This is a genomic window from Corallococcus sp. CA054B (genome assembly GCF_003611625.1).
In the GTDB taxonomy this organism is placed as follows: Bacteria; Myxococcota; Myxococcia; order Myxococcales; family Myxococcaceae; genus Corallococcus; species Corallococcus coralloides.
Genome location: NZ_RAVY01000189.1, coordinates 1 through 18,736 on the forward strand (window position 1 = coordinate 1; position 18,736 = coordinate 18,736).

Below are 18,736 nucleotides of genomic sequence, written 5' to 3' on the forward strand. Positions count from 1 at the left end.
GGCCGGGGACGGGCGCGGGGACAGCGAGGGCCGGGGCCAGCAGCGCGATGGCGTGCGCGAGCCCTTCGGCACGGCCTTCGCTGCGTGCCAGGGCCTCGCGCAGGCGGGCCCTCTCCGCGCGCAGGGCGTCCAACTCGTCGTGCAGGGCCTCCGGGTCGAAGGTGTGCGCGCAGCACGCGCCCGCAGGCTCGCGGCGGTAGGTGGGCGCCACGGGCGTTTCCTGGGCGGGCTCGGCCTCCTCCGGCCAGCGCGCCTCGGGCGGGAGCGCACCGGGAATCACCTGGGCCGCGTCGTCCTCGGTGACGACCTGGCCGGACAGCAGGCGCACCATGCCCGGGGGCACCGGCTCGCCCTCCGCGATCTCCAGCGGTAGAGGAGGCACGGGGCGACGGCGAGGGCGGGCAGGAGGAGTGGGGCAGATGCTCATGGTGTGGGGTCCTGCGCAGGAAGAAGGGGCGACGCCTCCGGATGGGGGCAGCACGCGGGCGGGACGGGCCGGTCAACGCAGTCGGCCAGCGCGGCGACCCCGTGACGACAGGTGGGCCAGGGGCCCGGGTGCTTCGCGCGCACGGCCTCCGAGGCCACGCGCGGCGCGTGGGGCGACGGCCTGCCATCGTCGGTGATGGCGTCGCCCAGGCGGGTGGCCCCGCAGTCCTCGCAGCGCACGGCGGGCAGGCGGCAGCGGCTCACCGAGCACCTCCCGCCATCAGCGCGAGGAGCGGCGGCTCCGGCTCAACGTCTTCGACCCGTTCCGGCAGGTCCTCGGGGTATTCGCAGAGGAAGCGCACCCATCGCGTCTTCGGCCCGAGCGACAACGCGCCGCGCGGGCGTGAGGGCCGGTTCCAGGACTCTTCGCGCACCGCATCCCGCACGCCCCACCAGCCGTCCGCCCGGAGGCTAGCGCCTTCCTCTTCGTCCAGGGTGTAGGTGATGATCGCGAAGAAGCCCAAGTCCTGGGCGACGCGCGCAGCCGCGCCGTAGAGCATGCTGCAGGCGTTCGGAGTGCCGTCGGTGCAGCAGCGGTTCACCTCGACAATGCGGCGTTCGTCGAGTTCGCGTGCGACGGGGTTGCCGACGATGGCAACCCCGCACAGCTGGTTAAGCGACAGGTCCCAGAGCCCGTGTCGCCAGCGGCAGCCCGGCACAGGCTCGTGGTGCCGATGGTGCTCGTCCACGAAGGCATTGGCCTGCTCCAGCGTCACGGGCACCAGCCGGAGCTGAGGGTAGCATCGGCTCAAGGGGACACCCCCGTGGCGCAGGTGTGCGGCGGGCACCCGGGCGCGGTGCAGCGCCAGGTCCGGCACGCCTGGCACTTCGTCATCGCGCGCCCGCAGCTGCATTTTCGGAGGACGCGGTCCTTCAGCGACGCGGGATCGCGCCCTCCGGAGCGCGCGGCGAGGGACTCGTAGGCATCCCAACGCGCCTTGTCCTCGCCGACGAGCGCTCCGAAGGCCAGCCGCACCCGGGCCAGCACCTGGGCGGGCACTTCCCACAGCACGTCCGCGGGGCCGGGCTCGCAGGCGACGGGCTCCGGCAGCGCCACCACGTCCTCCAGCCACAGGCCCGCCGGGCCCACGTACCAGCGCGACTGCCGCTCACCGTCCGGCCACAACGACACCGCAGCGACGCGCGCCACCGCCACCACTGCGCTGGTGGGTGCGTCGCTCACGCGCGGGGCCGCGACGCCCGGCCCGTGCCAGGAGGCCATCCACTCGGCCAGCTCCGGCACGTACTCCGCCGCGGCGCACACCGCGACGTAGGCGCCCAGCACGTCCGCCGGCGGGGCCCGGTGGAGGTTGAGCACCGGCGCGTTGCGCACCTGGACGGCCCAGGCCCAGGGCTGTGGCGCGGTTACGCCGTAGATGGGGACGCGCATGGGGGCAGCGCAGGGGCTCACCGGGCACCTCGCGCGAAGCTGGCGAGCGGCAGACCGTGAAACGGGTCGTCCGCCGGCGCCAGGCAGTGGGGGCTGAACCAGATGCGCTCGCGCTGGGCGTTCTCGTGGTTCCCGCGCGCGGCCGCGTACCCGCCCGGGGCCTTCCAGGACACGGACCTCCAGGTCGCGGGCATTTCGTGCTCGCCCTCGTAGCCGCACAGCGCGATGCGCAGGCGCGGGTTGTCCCCGTTCTCCAGAGCCCACTCGCGCACGCGGTGGGCCACCTGCAGGTCCTCCTCGGCGTAGATGCTGGGGTCGCGGCCGGCCGCGTCGCTGTACGGCGGGTCCAGGAGCACGCCCGTCACGCCGATACGCTCGGTGACGTTCGGCGAGAGGATGCGGCTCCAGTCTCCGCAGCACACGCGCACGTAGCGCAGGCGGTGTGCCAAATCCTGCATCCACTCACCGATGCCGCCCGCCTGCCCGCTGGCGTGGACACCCATGCCGGTGGCGCTGCGGCTTCCACGCAGCGAGGGACGCACGTCCCAGCTTGAGCTCCCGTGCACGCCTCGTCCGCCGCGTCCCAGGTTCGGCCGCTTCTCATGGTCGGACGTCGCCGCACTGCGCACGCGCCGGCCGTGGAATCCGCGGAGCCCGTTGCCCGGGTGCGCGCGTCCCTCCCAGGCCAAGGCGTTCGCGAGAGACGTGCCCTCACGAACCGCGAGCTGATGAATGCCCCGGCCCGGCTTGTCGAGCATCGGCCGCTTCGCGTACTCGCTCGTGGCGATGCCGCACGTCTTCTCTGCGCCGGCCGCCTCCTGCTCCTCCCACGCAGGCTGTGCGCACCAACCGCTGCCAATCCACTGGCAGATGCCCCACACCCACCACCCCGCGATCTTCGAGTCGAAATACTCGGGGTCCTGCCGCATCCGCGCGCGGAACTCCGTCTGGCCCACCAGCCACCGGTGCCGGGCATGGAGGTCCGCCTCGTTCACCGGCCAGTCCGCGTACCGGGCCACCTCGTCCGGCGCGAGCTGCACGGCGCGCCAGAAGTTGGCCAGGTACGTGTCTCGGTCGTTCACCGTCTCCACGCCGGCGGGCGTGGGCCGGCCCAGCATCACGGCGAGGGAGCCCGCGAAGGGCTCCACGTAGTTCGCCACGTCGCCGAATGCCTCCCACACGAGGTGGGCGGCCCGGGACTTCCCGCCAAACCAGGGGAAGGGTGCGCGCAGGGGGTTCACGCCGCCCTCCGGTTCTTCAGGAAGGCCTCGGCCAGCTTCCGCACGCGCCCCTCGTCCGTCTCCAGCCGCTCCATGAGGCTGGCCTGCGGATCGCGGATGCCCTCCATCTGGTTGCGCTTGATGCCGAGGACGTCCGCCACCACCGGGTCGGAGCCGGAGTCGGACACCAGGAAGTAGGCCATGACGGGGTCCGGCTGGCCGTCGCGGTGGACGCGACCGCACGCCTGCTCGTGCACGCCGGGGCTCCAGTCCAGCTCGCCGAACACCACCGTGCGGCAGCAATGCTGGAGGCCGTCGAGACCCGCGCCCGCGCGCAGCGACATGATGAGGATGGGCGTCTGGCCCAACTTGAAGCGCTGGGCCTGCTCCTCCTTCTGGGCCGGGCTCTCCTGGCCGGTGAATATGGCCGGGGAGTACTCCGCGAGCCGCTGGCGCCAGATGCTGTACACCTCGTGGTGCCAGCCGTAGAGCAGTACCCGCTCGCCGTTCTCGATCAGCATGCGGACGAACTCCGCGACGAAGGGCGCCTTCGCGATGCCGGTGGCCTGCCGCAGGCGCCAGGACAGCTCCCCGGACGCGTGGAGCCGCTCCTCGGGCTTCACCCCACCCTGAGCGAGGATGATGCGGGCGAGCTCCGCGGCCTTGTCCTGCACCTCGTCGAGCACCCGCGTGTCCGACTCCACGGTGTGCACGTCGCGCGAGAGGGACGGCAGCTCCCGCCCGACGTCCTGCCGCGTGCGGCGCAGCATGAGTCCCGCGTCGCGCAGGTATGTGCCGAAGGCGCGCGGGTCCTTGAAGTTGAGCTTGTCGTCCACGCCGGTGCACCACTCCCGGCTGAACTCCTCGCGGGTGCCCAGGACGCCGGGCTTGATGGCGTCGAGGACGTGAAACATCTCCCCGCCGTAGTTGTAGATGGGGGTGGCGGACAGGCCGATGACGAAGGGCGTGCGCTCCGCCAGGTAGTGGGCGGCCCGGTACTTGTCCGACTCGGGCCCGCGCCGCAGCTCCTGGCACTCGTCGAAGACGATGGAGCGCACGCCCGCGTTGGCCAGCGTGTCCGCCCAGCCGGACAGCTTGTGGTAGTTGAGGATGAGGACGTCCGGCCAGGGCAGCTTCTGCCCGCCGCGCCCGCGAGTGACGTCCTCCGGTGTCGCGCGCTTCGCCACGTGCACGCGCAGGCGCGGGAGGAAGCGCGCCAGCTCGCGCTGCCACTGCCGGGGGAGGTGCGTCAGCGTTACCACCACCGCCGGCAGCGTCCGCGTGTCCGTGAAGCCCGTCAGGGCGGAGGCCGTCTTCCCCAGGCCCACGTCGTCCGCCAGCAGCAGGCGCTGCAGGCGCAGCCACATGTCCGCCGCCTTCCGCTGGTACTCGCGGGGCGGGACATTCATCACGAAGTCCGGCGCCTGGTACTCCGCCGCCAGCAGCTCAGCCACCTGGGCCTCACGCCGGGTGTGCTCGCGCGCGCCGCGCCGCAGGAAGTCCTTGGCCTCCTTCCCCACCACCTCCATGGGGTAGCGCTCCAGGAACCACTCCAGCTCGCGCGCCGTCTCCGCGGTGGCCGCCAGGAGGACCTCGCCGACGTCGCCCTTGTTGATGCGGTCGAAGACGCGCTTCAGCCGCAGCGCCACGTGGGGCTCCGCCTGCACCACCCACGCGGGCCGCTCCCCTCCCCTGCTGCCCAGCTTCCGCGCCTCCAGGCGCACCGTCCCGTACGTCTTCACAGCAGGCCTCCCTTCAACACGGCGACGCGCACGGGCTTGCCCAACATGAGGGCCGGCAAGCTGTCGTGGCGGCTGCGGGTGGTGACGAGCAGGAGGGCGTGGACGTCCTCCCGCTCCGCGTAGCGAAGAAGCTGACGGGTGACCTCGGACAGGCCCCCGTCCACCTTCACTTCGAGGCCGACGTGGGCCTCCGTCAGCAGGAAGTCGATGCGGCCCGCCTCCCCCAGCCGCACCTCGCGCAGGAAGGGGATGCCCGCCTCCGTCAGAACCTGGGCGAGCGCCTTCTGCAGGAGGGACTCGCCGGCGCAGAGGAAGCGGTGGCGGGTGACGAGGGCGCGGGCCTGCTCCAGCGCCGTCATGGCGGGCGTGGGCGCGCTCACGCCGCGTACCCCTCGAAGCCCGGGCGGAACCAGAAGTCGCTCACCAGCGACCAGCCGTGGCCCAGCTTCGACTTCAGCGCGGCGAGGAGCTGCTCCTCCTGCCACACGAGTGCGCCACCTGCGGGGATGCCGTCGCCCACCATGCTCCGCACGCGCGCGTCGCTGGAGGAGACGAACTCCAGCGGCTGTCCATCCACCACCGGTGGCAGGCCCTGGAGGACGGCCAACTCCAGCGTGGTGAGGGGCCGGTGCCAGCAGCCCGACAGCGGGGAGAGAATGGCCGGGGCCAGCGCGCCCTTGGGCGGCTCCCAGCCCTCGGCGAGCAGCGCCAGGGCCAGGTGGATGCTGATGACGGGCCGGGGCGCGGGGCGCGGGTCCGCGATGGCCGCGGAGCCGTTGTCCACCTGGAGGCTGCCCGTCACGGTGCGCGCCGGAGAGTCCCACTCCAGCACGCCGTAGAAGCCGTTGCGGCAGGTGGGCCCGACGCCCAGCGCATTGAGCGCCACCGCCGCGCGCGAGTCCGCGAGCGCGGCCGGCGTGTTGCTGCTGCTCACCGCTGCGGAGCCGGAAACGGTGGGCGCCGGGGCGCGCTCGTCCATGACTCCGAAGAGGCCGGGCCGGCCCGCGTAGGTGCCCGCGCCCGTGGCCGTCTGGCCCAGCCCGACGAGCTCCAGGACGCGCTGGTCCGCCACCGAGGGCGCGCCGCTGCCCGGGCGGGAGGCGGCCGTCACCGTGCCCGACGGGCTGCTCCATCCCGTCACCGCGTACTTGTTGCGGTGGCGCAGCGGGTTGTCCGTCCCCATGGCGATGCCGTCCAGGCGCGGATCCGCCACCGAGACGGGCGTGCTGCCACCGGAGACGTATGGCATGCCGATGACGGTGCCCGCGGGCTCGCGCCAGTCGATGACGCCGCAGGTCCCCGCGCGGCCGTCCGCGCGCAGCGCCAGCGCGTCCAGGGGGCGTGGGTCCGCCACCGCGCCCACGCCCTGCGCCCTGCTCACCGACGCGTGCCCGATGACGGTGGCGGCGGGCTCGCTCCACGCACCGACGCCGAGCAGCCCGTTCTTCTTCGCCACGCCGGCTCCCTCGGACGCGCCGCGCGCGAGTTCCTCGAGGGCTCGTGGGTCGGCCACGGCCGCACCGCCATTGTCGTGCCGGGCGACACCGCGCACCGTGGGCGCTGGCCCGTCCCAGGCCGTCACGCCCTCGGCACCACGCCGCGGCGCATGGCCGAGCGCAATGCCGTCCAGCCCGCGCGGGTCCTCGACCGCGCACAGCCCCGCGCCACCGGGCCCGGCCACCGTCGGCGCCGGCTCCGCCCAGGCCTGCACCGGGTGCCGACGGTGCACCTCGCGGCGCTGCTGCCCCTGCCGCACCAGCGTGCCGAGCTGCTCCTCCACCAGGGCACGGAAGGGGCCCGTGTCCACGCCCGCCGGCCACAGCCCGCGCGCCTCCAGCCACGCCAGCACGCCCCCGCGCGGCGGCAAGTCCCGCCAGTCCCCGCCCGGGGGCACGAGCGCCAGGCGCACCGCGTTCAGCCACTCAATCTTCGGCAGGCGGTGGTGCTTCCCCGCGCGCGGGTCATCCGGAAAGGGCAGCGGCCCGAGCACCTCACCGACACCGCGAAGGCGCTTCTTGCTGGGCATCGCCACCGGCACCGGGCAGCGCTTCGCGTCGCGCCAGCAGATGGTGAGGCGCTGGCGGCGCTGGGCCAGCCCCGCCTCTTCGCCCAGGTCGTGCTCGACGACGGACACCTCGTAGCCCGCGCGACGGCCCAGGCGCAGCACCTCCGCGAGGTTCTCCGGGCAGCGATGCCGGTACGCCGGCACGTTCTCGATAACGACCATGACGGGACGCTCGTCGCCCTTCCACGCGGCCAGCACCTTGCGCGCGGCCTTCACCGCGAGCCGGTTCATGTCCTGGTACTTCTTCGTCGCCGCGCGCTCCTTCGAGGTGAGCCGGGAGGCGCCCTTGCACGGCGGGCTCCACTTCATGAAGTACGGGGCACGCGGGCCGAAGAAGGTGCGCAGCTCGCGCGGACGCATGCGGCCGATGTCCACGCAGAGGGACTTCGCGCCCGTCAGCTTCATGAAGGTGTCGCAGCGCTCCTGCTCGAAGTCGATGCCGCCCACGTTGCGGACCGTCGCGCGGTGGCCGTCCACCTCCACCTGGGCGCAGTCCGCGCCGTACGCGCCGACGCCCGCGCCGCAGAAGAGGTACCCGACGGTGAACTCGTGCTCCTGGATGCAGCTCATGGACAGCTCCGGACGACAGCGACGGCGCCGAGCGCCGCGAAGAGGGAGAGGACGGCAAAGAGGAAGGCGCCCATGCGCGGCTCCGCGAGGGCGAGGAGGTAGCCAGCGCACGTGCAGGGCAGGAGAAGGCGCGCGGGGTTCACGTCAGCGCCTCCCGGTAGAGCTGCGGCCGCAGGTGCCCAGTTAGGTACAGCGGGTGCCGGGGCTCGCCCGCGCCAGTGAGCGCGAGCGCGTGCACCGGGTGGTACCGGCGCAGCAGGGCCAGCACCGCGGGCGCGCGCTGGGACACCAAGCGGTGGGCGCCCCAGGCTCCGACGACGAGGGAGGCCTCGCGCGCGGCGGCATCGAGGGCCTCGTCGTTGAGCGGCCCTACCGCGTCCTTCGCGCGCATCAGGTCCGCCGGGTCCGTGGCCCGGAAGGCGAAGAGGTTGCAGAGCGTGAGCGCCCCGTAGCCCCACGCCTGCGCGAAGCCCACGCAGCGGCGCAGCGTTGGGTCGTCCTGCTGCCCATCGGCAACGGACGGGTTCAACATGACGAAGAGGACGCGGCGGTCGTCCTGCGCGGACCAGCGGCGCCAGAGGCGGTACCGGTACAGGCCGCACGCGCTCAGCTCGGCGCCGGCATCCAGGTAACGGGACGTCATCGAGCCGCCCCCTGCGCGACCGACCACGCTGCGCGCACCTGGCGGAGGACTTCATCGGGCAGCACCCACAGCCCCTGGGCGCCGCGGCAGGCCACGGGCTGGATGGGCGTCCTGTCCGTGAGCCACAGCCCCGTCTCTCCCATGTACCAGCGGCTGGGACGGAAGGCCGTCTTGCGCGTCACCGCCTCCACGCGCGCGACGCCGATGATGGCGCCGGCCGGGTGCTCTGCCTCCGTCGGCACGTGGAGCCCGAAATTGGACGCCATGGCGTCGGCGTTGTCCTGGTCCCACGTCTTCCCGTTGTGAATGGCGAGCCACGAGCCGATAGGGGGCGCAGGAAAGCGCGGGCCCCGGTTCTCCACGTCCTTGTCGGCATGGACGACCGCCCATCCCCAAGGCCGCCAGAGGGTGATTCCGCGGATCCGAACCTCACCCACGGGCCACCTCCGGCATCTCGTCCCAGGTGCGCCCGTCGAGAACGCGGCCAGCAGCCTTCTTCCCAAGGTCGAAGAGCTGGTGAAGCTCACCACCGACCGGCATCGGTTCCGGGAGGAAGGCCACGTCCGGCACGAGGCATCTGCGCCGACTGTCGTCGGGCATGCCCTCGGGCACCGGCTCGTAGAGCGCCTCGGTCTCCTGCTGCGTCATCACGCAGCAGGGCTTCCATGCGCCCCACTGCTTGAAGAAGAAGTGCACGCCCGTGCCCACGCACTGGTCGCGCAGGCGGCGCGCCCAGACGGGGTGCATGGGCCGGGCACCCGGGCCGGACTCACCACCGACGACGACCCAGTCCAACCCTCGACTTCCACCAACAGCGGGAAGCACGTGGTGATGAGCCGGGCCGTTCCAGCCGCTGGTCTGCATTCGCTGCGGGATGAAGCGCTGAAGGTCAACCGGCCCGAGGAGCGGCTCGCAGGACAGCCACCGCACCGCCGCAGGCGTGCGCAGCAACTCCGGGATGCGCTCGTCCGCGCGCTGCTGGTCTTCCACGGACACGCCCAGCCACACGTTGGGCAGCGGCCAGCGCAGCTCATCCGGCTCCAGTTCGAGCCCGCGCCGCGTCGCCTCCATGGAAGCGATGGACAGCACCTGGCCCTTGAAGTCCTCGCTGCCCACGGTGCGCGCCATGACGTCCGCGCGCTTCGTCAGCACCTGGAAGGTGTGCCGCCGCGCGAGCGCCATCACCGCGAACACCCTCGCGATGTCCTTCGCCTGGAGCGACTCGTGGAAGAGGTCGCTCATGCTGTTGACGAAGACGCGCCGGGGCTTCCGCCAGTGGAGCGGCTCCAGCAGCTTCTCCGCGTCGAGCACCACCTTGCCCGTCCACCGCGGGCCCGCCGGGGTGCTCTTCACGAGCCCCTCGTAGGCCTGCCCCGGACCGGAAAGCCGGATGGCCATGCGCTCCGCGTAGCAGCCGCCCTTGCGCGCCCCGGGAGTGCCCCCACCGCAGCCCGGGGAGACGCGGGAGCAGCCCCGCGTCGGGTTCCACACGACGTCCGTCCACTCGATGGCCGTCTCAGCCATGGCGCTTCGCCTCCTCGCGCTGCGTGGAGAGGCCTCCGGGCAGCACGCGCAACTCGGGCCGACCGGTGCTGCGGGTGGGCGTGGCGGGTGTCTCGTCGCGGTCCACCAGGTCAAGGAGCGCGGTCACGCCCCGGAGGGCGGCGAGGGCGACGAGGATGCCGCCTGCCGTGAGCAGGTCACGCATGGCGCACCTCGGGGCCCGCCGCGAAGCTGGCCAGCAGCGCAGCCTTCGCGCGCTCATGGAAGGGCTGCTCCCGCTTCTTCGCCGTCCGCCATAGCCGCTCGCAGGCGGGATGCCGGCAGGTCGCCACCGGCCGCTCCTTCACCTCGCCGAGTTGCAGGTGACGCGGGCGCAGCGTCCAGCACACCGCGCACCGAGCCTTGAGCCCGCTGTACCCGGCGTCCTCCGGCGACGTGGGCGTCTCGCGGTACAGCCGCAGACGCAGCAGGCCGCGCTCGCGCTTCGGGCACGTGCGCACCAGCACGCTCACCTGCTCGCGGCGCTCCTCGGGCGTGGGCAGCGGGCTACCCATTGAGCACCTCGGGGTGCTCGCGCAGGTAGGCATTCGCCAGGGCCTCGCCGGACTCGGTGATGAGGAGCCCGCGGTGGACGTTCGGCAGGCGCCGCAGCAGGCGGTGCTGCTCAAGGCGCTCGAAGTAGTCCGCCGCAGCGGCCGTGGACGAAAACCCGAAGCGCTCGCACACCTCGCGAGCCGTGGGGGCCAGTCCGTTGGCCTGGCGGTACGAGTAGACGTATGCGAGGACCTCTTGCTGGCGCTGCGTGGGGGCGCCCCCGGAGGGGCCATTCTCGGGAGGGGGACGGCAGCTCATGCGGCACCAGCCTTTCGGGTGCGCCGGTGGGGTTTCGCCGCGCGGCGCTCGCGGTAGAGGGCGCCCAGGTGCTGCGCGAGGAGGGCCACCTCCTTGGGGGTGTTCTGCAGGTCGTTCCACCGGCGCTCACCGGTGGGGAAAGCCCAGGTGCCGGACGTCCAGGCGCAGGCGTCGCGCACCAGCGCGAGCTCGCGCTCGAAGTCGGCCTGCGTGGGCGTGGCGTTGCCCTCCTGCGCGAGGAATTGGCAGGCGGAGTCCATGAGGAGCGACAGAGCGCGCACGCCTGCGCCGTGCGACAGGCGCGACTCCTTGGGCTGCCTCGCCCACGCGTCCGGCCAAGTGCTGGCGACAGCGGCCCACCACGCGGACACGCGCGCCACCATGGCGTCCACGTCAGCGCCCCCGCGCTCCAAGTCGAAGAGGGTGCCGTTCTCCAGGCTGTCCTCCAGCGCGGAAAGCAGGGACGTGTCTTTGATGACGGCGGTGAAGAGCTTCCCCCCAGCCTTTCCGGTGGCGCGCGGGCACGTCTGGGTGATGACGAGGCCGCGCAGACTGCTGCCCTCGTCCAGGTTGAGGCGGGCGAGGAGCTGCGCCGGCAGGCGCTTGCGCTCCAGCGCCGCGGGAAGTGCCGCCGTTGTGCTGGGCAGCAGCTCGTGGATGAGCCCCTTGGGAAGGGGCTTCGTGGAGTTGACCAGGATGAACTGCTCCGCCTGTTGGCCGACCGTCTCCGCGACGAAGCCGGTGCACGCCAGCGGGAAGGCCGTCACCGCCGCGTCGCGCACGGCGGCCAGGCGCTGCTGCCCGTCCACGATGAAGCCCGGAGCGTCAGGCGCGTCTGGCGCGGTGGCGCGCGGGATGACGAGGTGCCCGTGGCGGGCGCCCTCTCCTTGCCCGGGCAGCGCCTCGAAGCGCACGCGCGAGTCGAAGGCCAGCACCACCGCGTTGGGCACCAGGGCCCCCGCGCTCTCCATGTACTCGCGGATGGCCTCCACGTGGGCGCGCGCCTCGGGGCGCTGATAGCCCTCCAGGACGCCGTCAGTGCGCTTCACGCGCGACACGGTGGCGAAGGAGGGCACCTGCTTGCCGTCCACCGCGAAGAGGTAGAGGCGCCGGCCAGACGGCTGGGCCACCTCAAGCGCGGGCAGGCGCAGCGGAGCCCGCGCCTCCGCGCGCATCCGGCTCGCCTCCGCGAGGATGCGCAGGCGCGCACCCTGGGTGGCGCCCTTGAGCGGCTCCACGAGCGTCCACCAATCGAGCGAAGCGGCGGAGAGCGCTTCTCGCAGCGGCTCCGCATACGTCCGGCCCGCGTAGACGAGCAGTTCGACGGCGGCGGCGGGGTAGCGGCGCGCGAGCGCCTCCATCACCTGTCGCCCCCAGGCAGCGCGCTTCTCGCGCGGCATGCCTCGGAGGGTGACGTCGTACGGGGCCACCTCCTCATCCAGCGGGAGCAGCCCGTGAAGGGCCGACACCACATAGACGTGCGGCGTCGTGGCCTCGGCCTCGGCCAGGTGCGCGCGGAAGAGGTTCCCCGTATAGAGGGCGCGCGCGGGGGCGCGGTGCGCCCGCTTCGCCTTGCCGCAGCCCACCAGGGCCACCTGGACGGGCGCGCTCATCGCGTGGGCCTCCGGGTGATGACGGTGGGGCAGCTGGCGGCACGCTCGCGGCGGGCGCGGTCCAGGTCATCGGCCTTCGCCCAGGCTTTGCGCGCGTCCGCGTCCCAGACGCTGACGACGACGCCGGTGGGGTCGCTGATGGAGACGCGGTGGCCAGTGCCGCTGCGCAGGGACACCTTGGCGACGGCGGCGGAGTGGGTGCGGGGCGCGCTCACGCGGCACCTCGCACCGTCTCCGGGGCGTCCCCGGGCACGCGCACCACCAGGGCGGTGCAGTTGTCGCGGCTGCCGTCGGAGAGCGCGGACTCCACCAGGGCCTGGGCAGCCACCTGGGCGTCGGCGCCGTCCGCCAGCACCGAGGCGAGCTGCTCCGGCGTCAGCGTCTCGTGCACGCCGTCGGTGGACAGCAGCCACACGTCCCCGGGATGCGCGTCCGTCTCCAGCACGTCCGGCGTGAAGTCGGAGCGGAAGCTGCCGAGGCACCGCGTCAGGACGTGCCGGCTGTCGCGGTGGTCCTCGGTGAGTTGCTCCAGCTTCCCCGCGCGCAGCCGGTACACGCGGCTGTCGCCCACGTGCGCCACGGCGGCCCGCCCCCCCGCCACCACCAGCAGGGCCAGCGTGGTGAGTCCCATGTGCTGGCCGACATGCTGCTCATGGCGGACGTCGCGGTGGGCGTGCGCGACGGCGAACTCCATGCCGCGCTTGAGCGAGCCACCGCCTCCCACCGGGTCCAGGTACGCGTGCCCCAGCACCGAGCGCACTGCGACCTGGGCGGCCTTGTCGCTGCCCTCGTAGCTGCCCAGGCCGTCCGCCACGGCGGCAACGAGACCGGCCGGGCCCTGGGTGTGGCCTGCGGCGTCCTGCTGGTAGTCCCGGGGGCCCTGTTCGGAGCATGAGCCCGCGTCGAAGGCGCGGCTCATCGCCCACCGCCCTTCGTGTTGCGCCGGGCCTTGGCGTCCGTCCCCGTGGACGGGAGGCTCGCGCCGGAGACGCCCCGCATGGGCAGGCGGCAGAAGGCGTCGCAGAACGCCTCGTAGGCGTAGTGCCCCTTCCCTGCGGAGTCTCCAGAGACGACCCAGCCGCCACCAGGGGCGCGCTTGAAGCGCAGCGTGAATTCGTCGGGGATGCGAGGCGGTTCGTGGATCGCCGCTTTGCGGTTGGACGTCATGACACACGTCTCCTGTTCGCGCGGAAGGCGCGTTGACTTCGAAGTGAAGGAAGAAGCCCGCAGACAGGCCGGGCGCGGAGCGCTACGAACCGGTGACCTGGGTGAGGAGCCTCACCGCAGCTTCAAGCGCATGCTCAAGGCAGGCCTGAGAAGCAGTACAGGCACGGCATCCAGGAGCAGCAGCGATGCCAGCGCGAAACGCGGCAACACGAGCCCGTGTGTCTGCCGCGTGCTCACCTGCCATCACGAGCGGCTGCGAAGGACCAACAGCATCAACCCCGCCGTCGCGCGAAGTCCTCGCAATCACAGAGGAATCAACACGGTTCAACAGCGTGACGGGACCCGGCTTTCTACAAGAAGATGAAGGCCCTGGGCCTGCGCCGCGGTCAGTCCGAATCGTAGGTGCCCTTGCCCTCCCCCGGGCGCTTGCGCCATCCCTGGAGAAGCCTCTCGGCGGAGGCGCGATAGAGCCACTCCGCCCGCCCGAGCAGCACCTGCTCACCGCGCTTGATCCGGATCGCCACCCATACCGGCAGGCCCGGAACGAAGTGCGCATCTCCCGCGGCCCAGGCAAGGCCTCCCGTGGCCTTCACCACGCGTGAGACACAGGCGTCGAACTCCGCCGCGGGCAGCCAGCGCAACGCCTCCAACACCCAGTCCGCCTCGAACCCATTCAGCGACGTGGGCTTTCCGGTGACGGCCTGAAGCGACTGGAGGCCGCGCCTGTCGGGGACGAACGCCAACGCGTGGGGACGCAGGACGCAGAGCCCGTCGACGTCCCCCACCTTCGCGGGGAAGAGGGCGACGTCCTCCAGTTGCACGCCCGACCGCGCCGCGCCGAGGAGCGGCGGCTGACGATGCAGTTCCAGCGTGAGCAGCAGTCTCAGGGGATTCGGAACGCTGCGCGCGCGCAGCCGGCGGTCGCCCGTCACCTCCAGGTCGAACTGGCTCCGATCCAGGCGGACGCCGTCATCCGCGATCGAGTCCAACCGCACCGCTTGCGCCTCACCAACCACAGGCGACCAGAGGAGCCGCTCGCTGGTGATCCGCACCCTGCCGGAGCGCAGCAGGGGCCACAGCAGGGAACCTCCCATGAAGAACCCCAGAAAGGTCAGCCCCAGTGTCTGGGCCCCAGAGGCCATGAGAAAGATGAAGAGCAACACGGCCACCGGCAGCATCACGAGATAGGGCGTGGGTATGTTCGAGCCGCCCACGCCTGGGCCCGGCTGCTTCGAACGGCCGTGGTCGGACTCGAAGACGAGCACCTCGCCCTCTTTCAGTGCCTTGCTGACAGGCTGGCGAAGCAATGCCTCCAACCGCGTCAGCGCCTCTTCAAGCGTCACGTCCGGAGGCGCGACCGTCAACGTGTCCAGCCGTTCTCGCGCAAGCCGGGTGAGGCGCTCACGCTGCGTGGACAGCGCGCGTGCCTGCCGCAGGATGGGCATGTCCTCGGCCCACGACTCCACCGCCGCGCGGCGGTGCACACGCTCCAGCGCCTCCCGCACCGCTTCGGCCCCAGCCACGAACGCGGACACCCGCTCCGGCTGCTTCAGGAAGCGGCGCTTCCAGCCACGGGCCGACAGCATGGCCTCCAGCTCCGCATGGGGGCGCATCGCCCCGGAGATGAGCTCCGCGCCGCCCTCCAGGATCCGCACGGCCTCCAGTTCGGAGGCGGCAAGGTCGTTCGTGGAGGGGGCTGTTCGTGCGCGTTCGGACGCCATCGCCGAAACATACCCGGCACATGCCCCCTGGGGATGGGCCGAATCAAGGGGGCCCTCCTGGCCGCACGCCTCCGGCCGCGTTGACGCCCGCGCGGCACGTCTGGTCTATTCGTCCCACGGGTGCCGAGGGGCGCCCGCCGCCCGGAAAGACGACGTCACCCTCGCTTCACCCGCTGTCGCCAGAGTCCCGATGAAGTCCTTCCACGGTCCCCCAACGGGTGAGGGCCAGCACCGGAGGATTCGTCATGGGAACCGGCAGCACCCTCCCCGTCACACTTCATGAATACAAGGTCCGCGCGTCCCTGCTCCTCAAGGACCTGGACTCGTCCGACACGGCCCGCGCCACGCGCGCCGCGGAACGGATGCGCGCCCTGCCCTTCTTCGCGGCCCTGTCCCTGGGCGAGGTGCTCGCGCGCCGGGATGCCGTGCAGCACAAGCACGGGCTCGCCGTCGTCGCTCGGGAAGCAGGCCACGCCACCTGGACGGAGCTGAAGCAGGCCCTGGAGGCCCGAACACACACGCTGGACACGCGCGCCTTCTTCCAGAAGGGCCAGAGCACGTTCCTCAACCGGTGGTTCTCCACCTACGCGGAGGCCGCGCGTTCGCTGGAGTCGCAGGGCGGCTTCCTCTTCCCCTTCCGCGAGCAGTGCTTCATCTGCGAGGCCGACTTCCTCCGGGCGCTGGGCATCGACTCGCGCGACGCGGACTGGGAGCGCATGGGCCGCGACTGGGTGCGCCCGCGCGACCCTGCGGCGAAGGAGCGGCTGGAGGCGAAGCTCGTCGCGCGGGGCTTCGGAGGTCACCATGACGTCCGGTGATGACTCGCGCGCGGCCCGCTCGGAGCGCAAGCGCGCCTACAAGGAAGCGGAGGTGCCCATGGGCATCTACGCCATCCGCTGCCACGCCAACGGCAAGCTGTTCGTGGGCCACGCCCTCAACCTGACCGCGATGTTCAACCGCATCCGGTTCGAGTTGGCCCAGCGCATGCACCGCGTCCCGGAGCTGCAGGCGGACTGGGAGCGCCACGGCGAGGCGGCCTTCTCCTTCGAGGTGCTGGACAGGCTCAAGCCCCGCGAGGAGCCCGGGGGCCCTCCGCCCGTGGAGGAGCTGAAGGTGCTGGAGGAGATGTGGCTGGAGCGCCTGAAGCCCTACGGCGACGCTGGCTACAACACGCCGCCCAGGCCCTGAGTACCGAAGCGTAAGTCACGTTCCTGGAAACAATCCGTCACAGCCGTGTAACGAAGAAGTCACTTCGTCCCTTCAAGGTCCGCAATCGCAGTGCCACGGCGGCGTCCCCACTCCGCCGTGGCCGTGATCCCCCGCACCCGAAAAGGGACCCCCACGGCCTTGCCTCGCCCGCGCCTCTCCGGCGCCTTCGCGTTATTGGCGTTCGCCCTCGGAGCCTGTGGCACCGACCGCCCCGACACCTGGACCGACGAATCGCACGGGAAGAACGCTCCTCCTGCTTATGACGTCGTCTTCCCCCAGGGGAAGGTGCAGCGCTTTGACATCGTCATCACGCCGGAGAACTGGACGGCGATGCAGGACGACATGACGTCCATGCTCGGCGAGTTCGGCGCGGGAGGTGGAATCGGCGGACCCGGTGGGACTCCCGACGGTGGCGGGTTTCCGGGCGGCCCGGGGGGCGGCTTCCCCGCGGAGTTCGAGGCCGCGTGCGTGGGCAAGGCGTCCGGTGACGCCTGCACCGCGACCTTCAATGGCAGCACCTTCACCAGCACCTGCGGCACGTCCCCCATGGGCGGCGCGCTCGCATGCCTGCCGACGATGGGCGGTGGCGGCCCTGGAGGCCCCGGCGGGCCTCCCGACGGTGGCGGCTTCCCGGGCGGCGGCGGGGGCGACCTCATCCCCAACACGCCGGTGTACGTGCCCGCGACGGTGAAGTTCGAGGGCAAGGCGTGGAACTACGTGGGGCTTCGCTACAAGGGCAACTCGTCGCTGTCCCAGGCGTGGAGCAGTGGCGTGGGCAAGCTGCCGCTGCGCTTCAACTTCGACAAGTTCGAGGACGAGCACCCGGAAATCGAGGGCCAGCACTTCTACGGCTTCGGCAAGCTGTCGCTGTCCAACGCGGTGTCGGACGCGTCGCTCATCCGCAACAAGGTGGCCACGGACCTGTTCCGCGAGGCGGGCGTCCCGGCCAGCTACACGGCCTTCGCCGCTGTCTACGTGGACCACGGCGACGGGCCCCAGTACTGGGGCCTCTACACGCTGGCGGAGGACCCCGGCGACCCGCTGCTCGAGCGATTCTTCGGTGACGACAGCGGTCCGCTCTACGAGGCGGACGGCACCGGCGCGCGGCTCCAGAGCTTCGACGAGGCCTCCTTCGAGCCGGACAACAAGGCGGCGGAGACGGCGGGCTGGGACAGCGTGAAGGCGCTGATCACACAGCTCAACTCGGACCGGACGGACTCCACCGCGTGGCGCTCGCGGCTGGAGGCCACGCTGGACGTGGACGGCTTCCTCAAGTGGCTGGCCTACAACACCGTCATCGAGAACTGGGACGCGTACGGCGGCATGGCCCACAACTACCTCCTGTACTCGCACCCGGGAGAGAACGGCCGGCTGCACTGGGTGACGTGGGACCATGACCGGTCGTTCCAGGACGGCATGCGCGCCACGTCGCTGTCACAGGAGTCGGTGGACGCGACCTGGCCCCTGATCCGCTACCTGATGGACGACCCCGTCTACCGGCCCATCTACGAGAAGTACGCGCTGGAGGCGGCGGACGGGCTGCTCGCTCCGGGACCGCTGGAGGCGCGCTTCCGCGAGGAGCACGCGCTCATCACGCCCTGGGCCGTGGGAGAGAACGCGGAGCAGCCGGGCTTCACGTTCCTGAGCAGCCCGCAGGCGTTCCAGGACGCGCTCACCGGAGCCAACGGCCTGGTGGACTTCGCGACGAAGCGGCAGGCCGAGGTGCACGCGGCCTTCGGTACGAGCCCATGACCGCGACGGCCCGGGTGCAGGACATGGACATGCCCACGCCCGCCGCGGAGCAGGACCGGGAGCGGCGCTTCCAACCGTCGCGCGAGGCGCTGGCGTCCTTCCTGGGCGCGGTCCAGGGCTGGGTGTCCCGCCACGTCTACGCCCAGGGCCTGCCCGTGGCCTACACGCGCACGACCTATCTGGACACCGAGGGCCTGGACTTCCTGGGCACGTGTCACTCGGGCCAGGCGGAACGGCTGCGCCTGCGGGAGTACGCGGGCGCGGCCCACCTCACGGAGGCGCCGGTGCTGACCGGGACGCGCTTCCTGGAGCTGAAGCGCAATCACGGCGAGCGGCGGACCAAGGTCCGGCTGCCCGTCACGGAAGCGGAAGCCCGCGCGGTGCTCAGCGGCCAGCTGCTGCCGGTGGATGGCGCCGCCGCGAGGCTCTTGCGGCAGGCGAGCCTCACGCCGGTGCGGCCGTGGATCACCGCGTGGTACCGGCGCACCACGCTGGCCACGGTGTCCTGCGACGTGCGCATCACGCTGGATGAAGGCCTGGTGTTCGCGCTGCCGCCGGACACGTCCGCGGATGGCGCGCTCGCGGTCCCCACGCGGCTCGTGGGCCGGGCGCCGCCCGCGATGGTCGTGGAGGTGAAGTGGAAACGCGACGCTCCCTCCTGGCTGGAGGAAGCGCTGTGGGGGCTGTCGTCGCATGAGACGGCCGCCTCGAAGTTCGAGCAGGGCATGCGCGCGCTCCTGGAGGACGCGCGGCCCATGAAGTGACTCCCCCCCGAAGGAATCCCCCTCCCGTGCCACCGAGAC

21 protein-coding genes and 1 pseudogene are annotated in these 18,736 nt (G+C 72.1%); 4 read left to right on the forward strand and 18 right to left on the reverse strand.

The genetic code is table 11. The annotated features are described in order from the left end of the window. From D7V80_RS41960 to D7V80_RS32775, 18 genes and pseudogenes are all read right to left on the reverse strand, one after another. A pseudogene (locus D7V80_RS41960) lies at positions 1-427 on the reverse strand (hypothetical protein); the annotation flags it as partial. Positions 428-686: 259 nt separating this feature from the next. Beyond that, positions 687-1,202, reverse strand: coding sequence for an XF1762 family protein (locus tag D7V80_RS32695; protein WP_199738914.1), 516 nt, complete (start codon positions 1,200-1,202; stop codon positions 687-689). Positions 1,203-1,234: 32 nt separating this feature from the next. Further along, positions 1,235-1,876, reverse strand: coding sequence for a hypothetical protein (locus tag D7V80_RS32700; protein WP_120591845.1), 642 nt, complete (start codon positions 1,874-1,876; stop codon positions 1,235-1,237). A 17-nt stretch (positions 1,877-1,893) separates the two neighbouring features. Next, the gene (locus D7V80_RS32705; RefSeq protein ID WP_120591846.1) at positions 1,894-3,117 is read right to left on the reverse strand and encodes a DNA adenine methylase; all 1,224 of its coding nucleotides are present in this window, start codon (positions 3,115-3,117) and stop codon (positions 1,894-1,896) included. Further along, positions 3,114-4,838, reverse strand: a complete 1,725-nt coding sequence (locus tag D7V80_RS32710; RefSeq protein WP_199738915.1) for a DEAD/DEAH box helicase — start codon at positions 4,836-4,838, stop codon at positions 3,114-3,116. The genes D7V80_RS32705 and D7V80_RS32710 overlap by 4 nt, the downstream gene beginning before the upstream one ends. Beyond that, the gene (locus D7V80_RS32715; RefSeq protein ID WP_120591847.1) at positions 4,835-5,218 is read right to left on the reverse strand and encodes a hypothetical protein; all 384 of its coding nucleotides are present in this window, start codon (positions 5,216-5,218) and stop codon (positions 4,835-4,837) included. Before D7V80_RS32715 ends, D7V80_RS32710 begins: the two co-directional genes overlap by 4 nt. Further along, positions 5,215-7,473 carry a DNA cytosine methyltransferase gene (locus D7V80_RS32720; RefSeq protein ID WP_120591848.1) on the reverse strand — a complete coding sequence of 753 codons (2,259 nt, stop codon included), beginning with the start codon at positions 7,471-7,473 and terminating at the stop codon, positions 5,215-5,217. Before D7V80_RS32720 ends, D7V80_RS32715 begins: the two co-directional genes overlap by 4 nt. 139 nt (positions 7,474-7,612) lie before the next feature. Next, a complete protein-coding gene (locus D7V80_RS32725; protein WP_120591863.1) occupies positions 7,613-8,116 on the reverse strand; it encodes a DUF1643 domain-containing protein in 504 nt (167 codons plus the stop codon). Beyond that, positions 8,113-8,382 carry a hypothetical protein gene (locus tag D7V80_RS41535; protein ID WP_147447282.1) on the reverse strand — a complete coding sequence of 90 codons (270 nt, stop codon included), beginning with the start codon at positions 8,380-8,382 and terminating at the stop codon, positions 8,113-8,115. The genes D7V80_RS32725 and D7V80_RS41535 overlap by 4 nt, the downstream gene beginning before the upstream one ends. A 163-nt stretch (positions 8,383-8,545) precedes the next feature. Next, the gene (locus D7V80_RS32735; protein ID WP_120591850.1) at positions 8,546-9,640 is read right to left on the reverse strand and encodes a DUF5131 family protein; all 1,095 of its coding nucleotides are present in this window, start codon (positions 9,638-9,640) and stop codon (positions 8,546-8,548) included. Continuing rightward, complete coding sequence (locus D7V80_RS32740) at positions 9,633-9,824, reverse strand: hypothetical protein (RefSeq protein ID WP_120591851.1); 192 nt, start codon at positions 9,822-9,824, stop codon at positions 9,633-9,635. Before D7V80_RS32740 ends, D7V80_RS32735 begins: the two co-directional genes overlap by 8 nt. Then, positions 9,817-10,173, reverse strand: a complete 357-nt coding sequence (locus D7V80_RS32745) for a hypothetical protein (protein ID WP_120591852.1) — start codon at positions 10,171-10,173, stop codon at positions 9,817-9,819. The genes D7V80_RS32740 and D7V80_RS32745 overlap by 8 nt, the downstream gene beginning before the upstream one ends. Next, a complete protein-coding gene (locus tag D7V80_RS32750; protein WP_120591853.1) occupies positions 10,166-10,471 on the reverse strand; it encodes a LexA family transcriptional regulator in 306 nt (101 codons plus the stop codon). Before D7V80_RS32750 ends, D7V80_RS32745 begins: the two co-directional genes overlap by 8 nt. After that, positions 10,468-12,084, reverse strand: a complete 1,617-nt coding sequence (gene dbpB / locus D7V80_RS32755; RefSeq protein ID WP_233585889.1) for a DGQHR domain-containing protein DpdB — start codon at positions 12,082-12,084, stop codon at positions 10,468-10,470. Before dbpB ends, D7V80_RS32750 begins: the two co-directional genes overlap by 4 nt. Further along, positions 12,081-12,299, reverse strand: coding sequence for a hypothetical protein (locus D7V80_RS32760; protein WP_120591854.1), 219 nt, complete (start codon positions 12,297-12,299; stop codon positions 12,081-12,083). The genes dbpB and D7V80_RS32760 overlap by 4 nt, the downstream gene beginning before the upstream one ends. Next, a complete protein-coding gene (locus D7V80_RS32765; protein WP_120591855.1) occupies positions 12,296-13,003 on the reverse strand; it encodes a PP2C family serine/threonine-protein phosphatase in 708 nt (235 codons plus the stop codon). The genes D7V80_RS32760 and D7V80_RS32765 overlap by 4 nt, the downstream gene beginning before the upstream one ends. Continuing rightward, on the reverse strand, positions 13,000-13,251 hold the full coding sequence (locus tag D7V80_RS32770) for a hypothetical protein (RefSeq protein ID WP_120591856.1): 252 nt from the start codon (positions 13,249-13,251) through the stop codon (positions 13,000-13,002). Before D7V80_RS32770 ends, D7V80_RS32765 begins: the two co-directional genes overlap by 4 nt. 386 nt (positions 13,252-13,637) lie before the next feature. Continuing rightward, positions 13,638-14,972: a hypothetical protein gene (locus tag D7V80_RS32775; RefSeq protein ID WP_147447283.1), complete on the reverse strand. Its 1,335-nt coding sequence runs from the start codon at positions 14,970-14,972 to the stop codon at positions 13,638-13,640. A 245-nt stretch (positions 14,973-15,217) separates the two neighbouring features. Here D7V80_RS32775 and D7V80_RS32780 point away from each other — a divergent pair, with 245 nt between their 5' ends. From D7V80_RS32780 to D7V80_RS32795, 4 genes are all read left to right on the forward strand, one after another. Then, complete coding sequence (locus D7V80_RS32780; protein ID WP_120591858.1) at positions 15,218-15,790, forward strand: hypothetical protein; 573 nt, start codon at positions 15,218-15,220, stop codon at positions 15,788-15,790. Further along, entirely contained in the window at positions 15,777-16,160 is a 384-nt protein-coding gene (locus D7V80_RS32785; RefSeq protein ID WP_120591859.1) for a GIY-YIG nuclease family protein, read from the forward strand. The genes D7V80_RS32780 and D7V80_RS32785 overlap by 14 nt, the downstream gene beginning before the upstream one ends. A gap of 159 nt (positions 16,161-16,319) precedes the next feature. Continuing rightward, the gene (locus D7V80_RS32790; RefSeq protein WP_120591860.1) at positions 16,320-17,933 is read left to right on the forward strand and encodes a CotH kinase family protein; all 1,614 of its coding nucleotides are present in this window, start codon (positions 16,320-16,322) and stop codon (positions 17,931-17,933) included. Then, on the forward strand, positions 17,930-18,697 hold the full coding sequence (locus D7V80_RS32795; protein ID WP_120591861.1) for a VTC domain-containing protein: 768 nt from the start codon (positions 17,930-17,932) through the stop codon (positions 18,695-18,697). The genes D7V80_RS32790 and D7V80_RS32795 overlap by 4 nt, the downstream gene beginning before the upstream one ends. Positions 18,698-18,736: the final 39 nt, after the last annotated feature.

What these genes read in the sequence shown, in the direction of transcription:
- D7V80_RS32700 (WP_120591845.1), bottom strand. Translation starts at nt 1,876, where the DNA reads ATGCGCGTCCCCATCTACGGCGTAACCGCGCCACAGCCCTGGGCCTGG.
- D7V80_RS32720 (WP_120591848.1), bottom strand. Translation starts at nt 7,473, where the DNA reads ATGAGCTGCATCCAGGAGCACGAGTTCACCGTCGGGTACCTCTTCTGC.
- D7V80_RS32725 (WP_120591863.1), bottom strand. Translation starts at nt 8,116, where the DNA reads ATGACGTCCCGTTACCTGGATGCCGGCGCCGAGCTGAGCGCGTGCGGC.
- D7V80_RS41535 (WP_147447282.1), bottom strand. Translation starts at nt 8,382, where the DNA reads ATGGCGTCCAATTTCGGGCTCCACGTGCCGACGGAGGCAGAGCACCCG.
- D7V80_RS32735 (WP_120591850.1), bottom strand. Translation starts at nt 9,640, where the DNA reads ATGGCTGAGACGGCCATCGAGTGGACGGACGTCGTGTGGAACCCGACG.
- D7V80_RS32740 (WP_120591851.1), bottom strand. Translation starts at nt 9,824, where the DNA reads ATGCGTGACCTGCTCACGGCAGGCGGCATCCTCGTCGCCCTCGCCGCC.
- D7V80_RS32745 (WP_120591852.1), bottom strand. Translation starts at nt 10,173, where the DNA reads ATGGGTAGCCCGCTGCCCACGCCCGAGGAGCGCCGCGAGCAGGTGAGC.
- D7V80_RS32750 (WP_120591853.1), bottom strand. Translation starts at nt 10,471, where the DNA reads ATGAGCTGCCGTCCCCCTCCCGAGAATGGCCCCTCCGGGGGCGCCCCC.
- dbpB (WP_233585889.1), bottom strand. Translation starts at nt 12,084, where the DNA reads ATGAGCGCGCCCGTCCAGGTGGCCCTGGTGGGCTGCGGCAAGGCGAAG.
- D7V80_RS32765 (WP_120591855.1), bottom strand. Translation starts at nt 13,003, where the DNA reads ATGAGCCGCGCCTTCGACGCGGGCTCATGCTCCGAACAGGGCCCCCGG.
- D7V80_RS32770 (WP_120591856.1), bottom strand. Translation starts at nt 13,251, where the DNA reads ATGACGTCCAACCGCAAAGCGGCGATCCACGAACCGCCTCGCATCCCC.
- D7V80_RS32775 (WP_147447283.1), bottom strand. Translation starts at nt 14,972, where the DNA reads ATGGCGTCCGAACGCGCACGAACAGCCCCCTCCACGAACGACCTTGCC.
- D7V80_RS32780 (WP_120591858.1), top strand. Translation starts at nt 15,218, where the DNA reads ATGGGAACCGGCAGCACCCTCCCCGTCACACTTCATGAATACAAGGTC.
- D7V80_RS32785 (WP_120591859.1), top strand. Translation starts at nt 15,777, where the DNA reads ATGACGTCCGGTGATGACTCGCGCGCGGCCCGCTCGGAGCGCAAGCGC.
- D7V80_RS32795 (WP_120591861.1), top strand. Translation starts at nt 17,930, where the DNA reads ATGACCGCGACGGCCCGGGTGCAGGACATGGACATGCCCACGCCCGCC.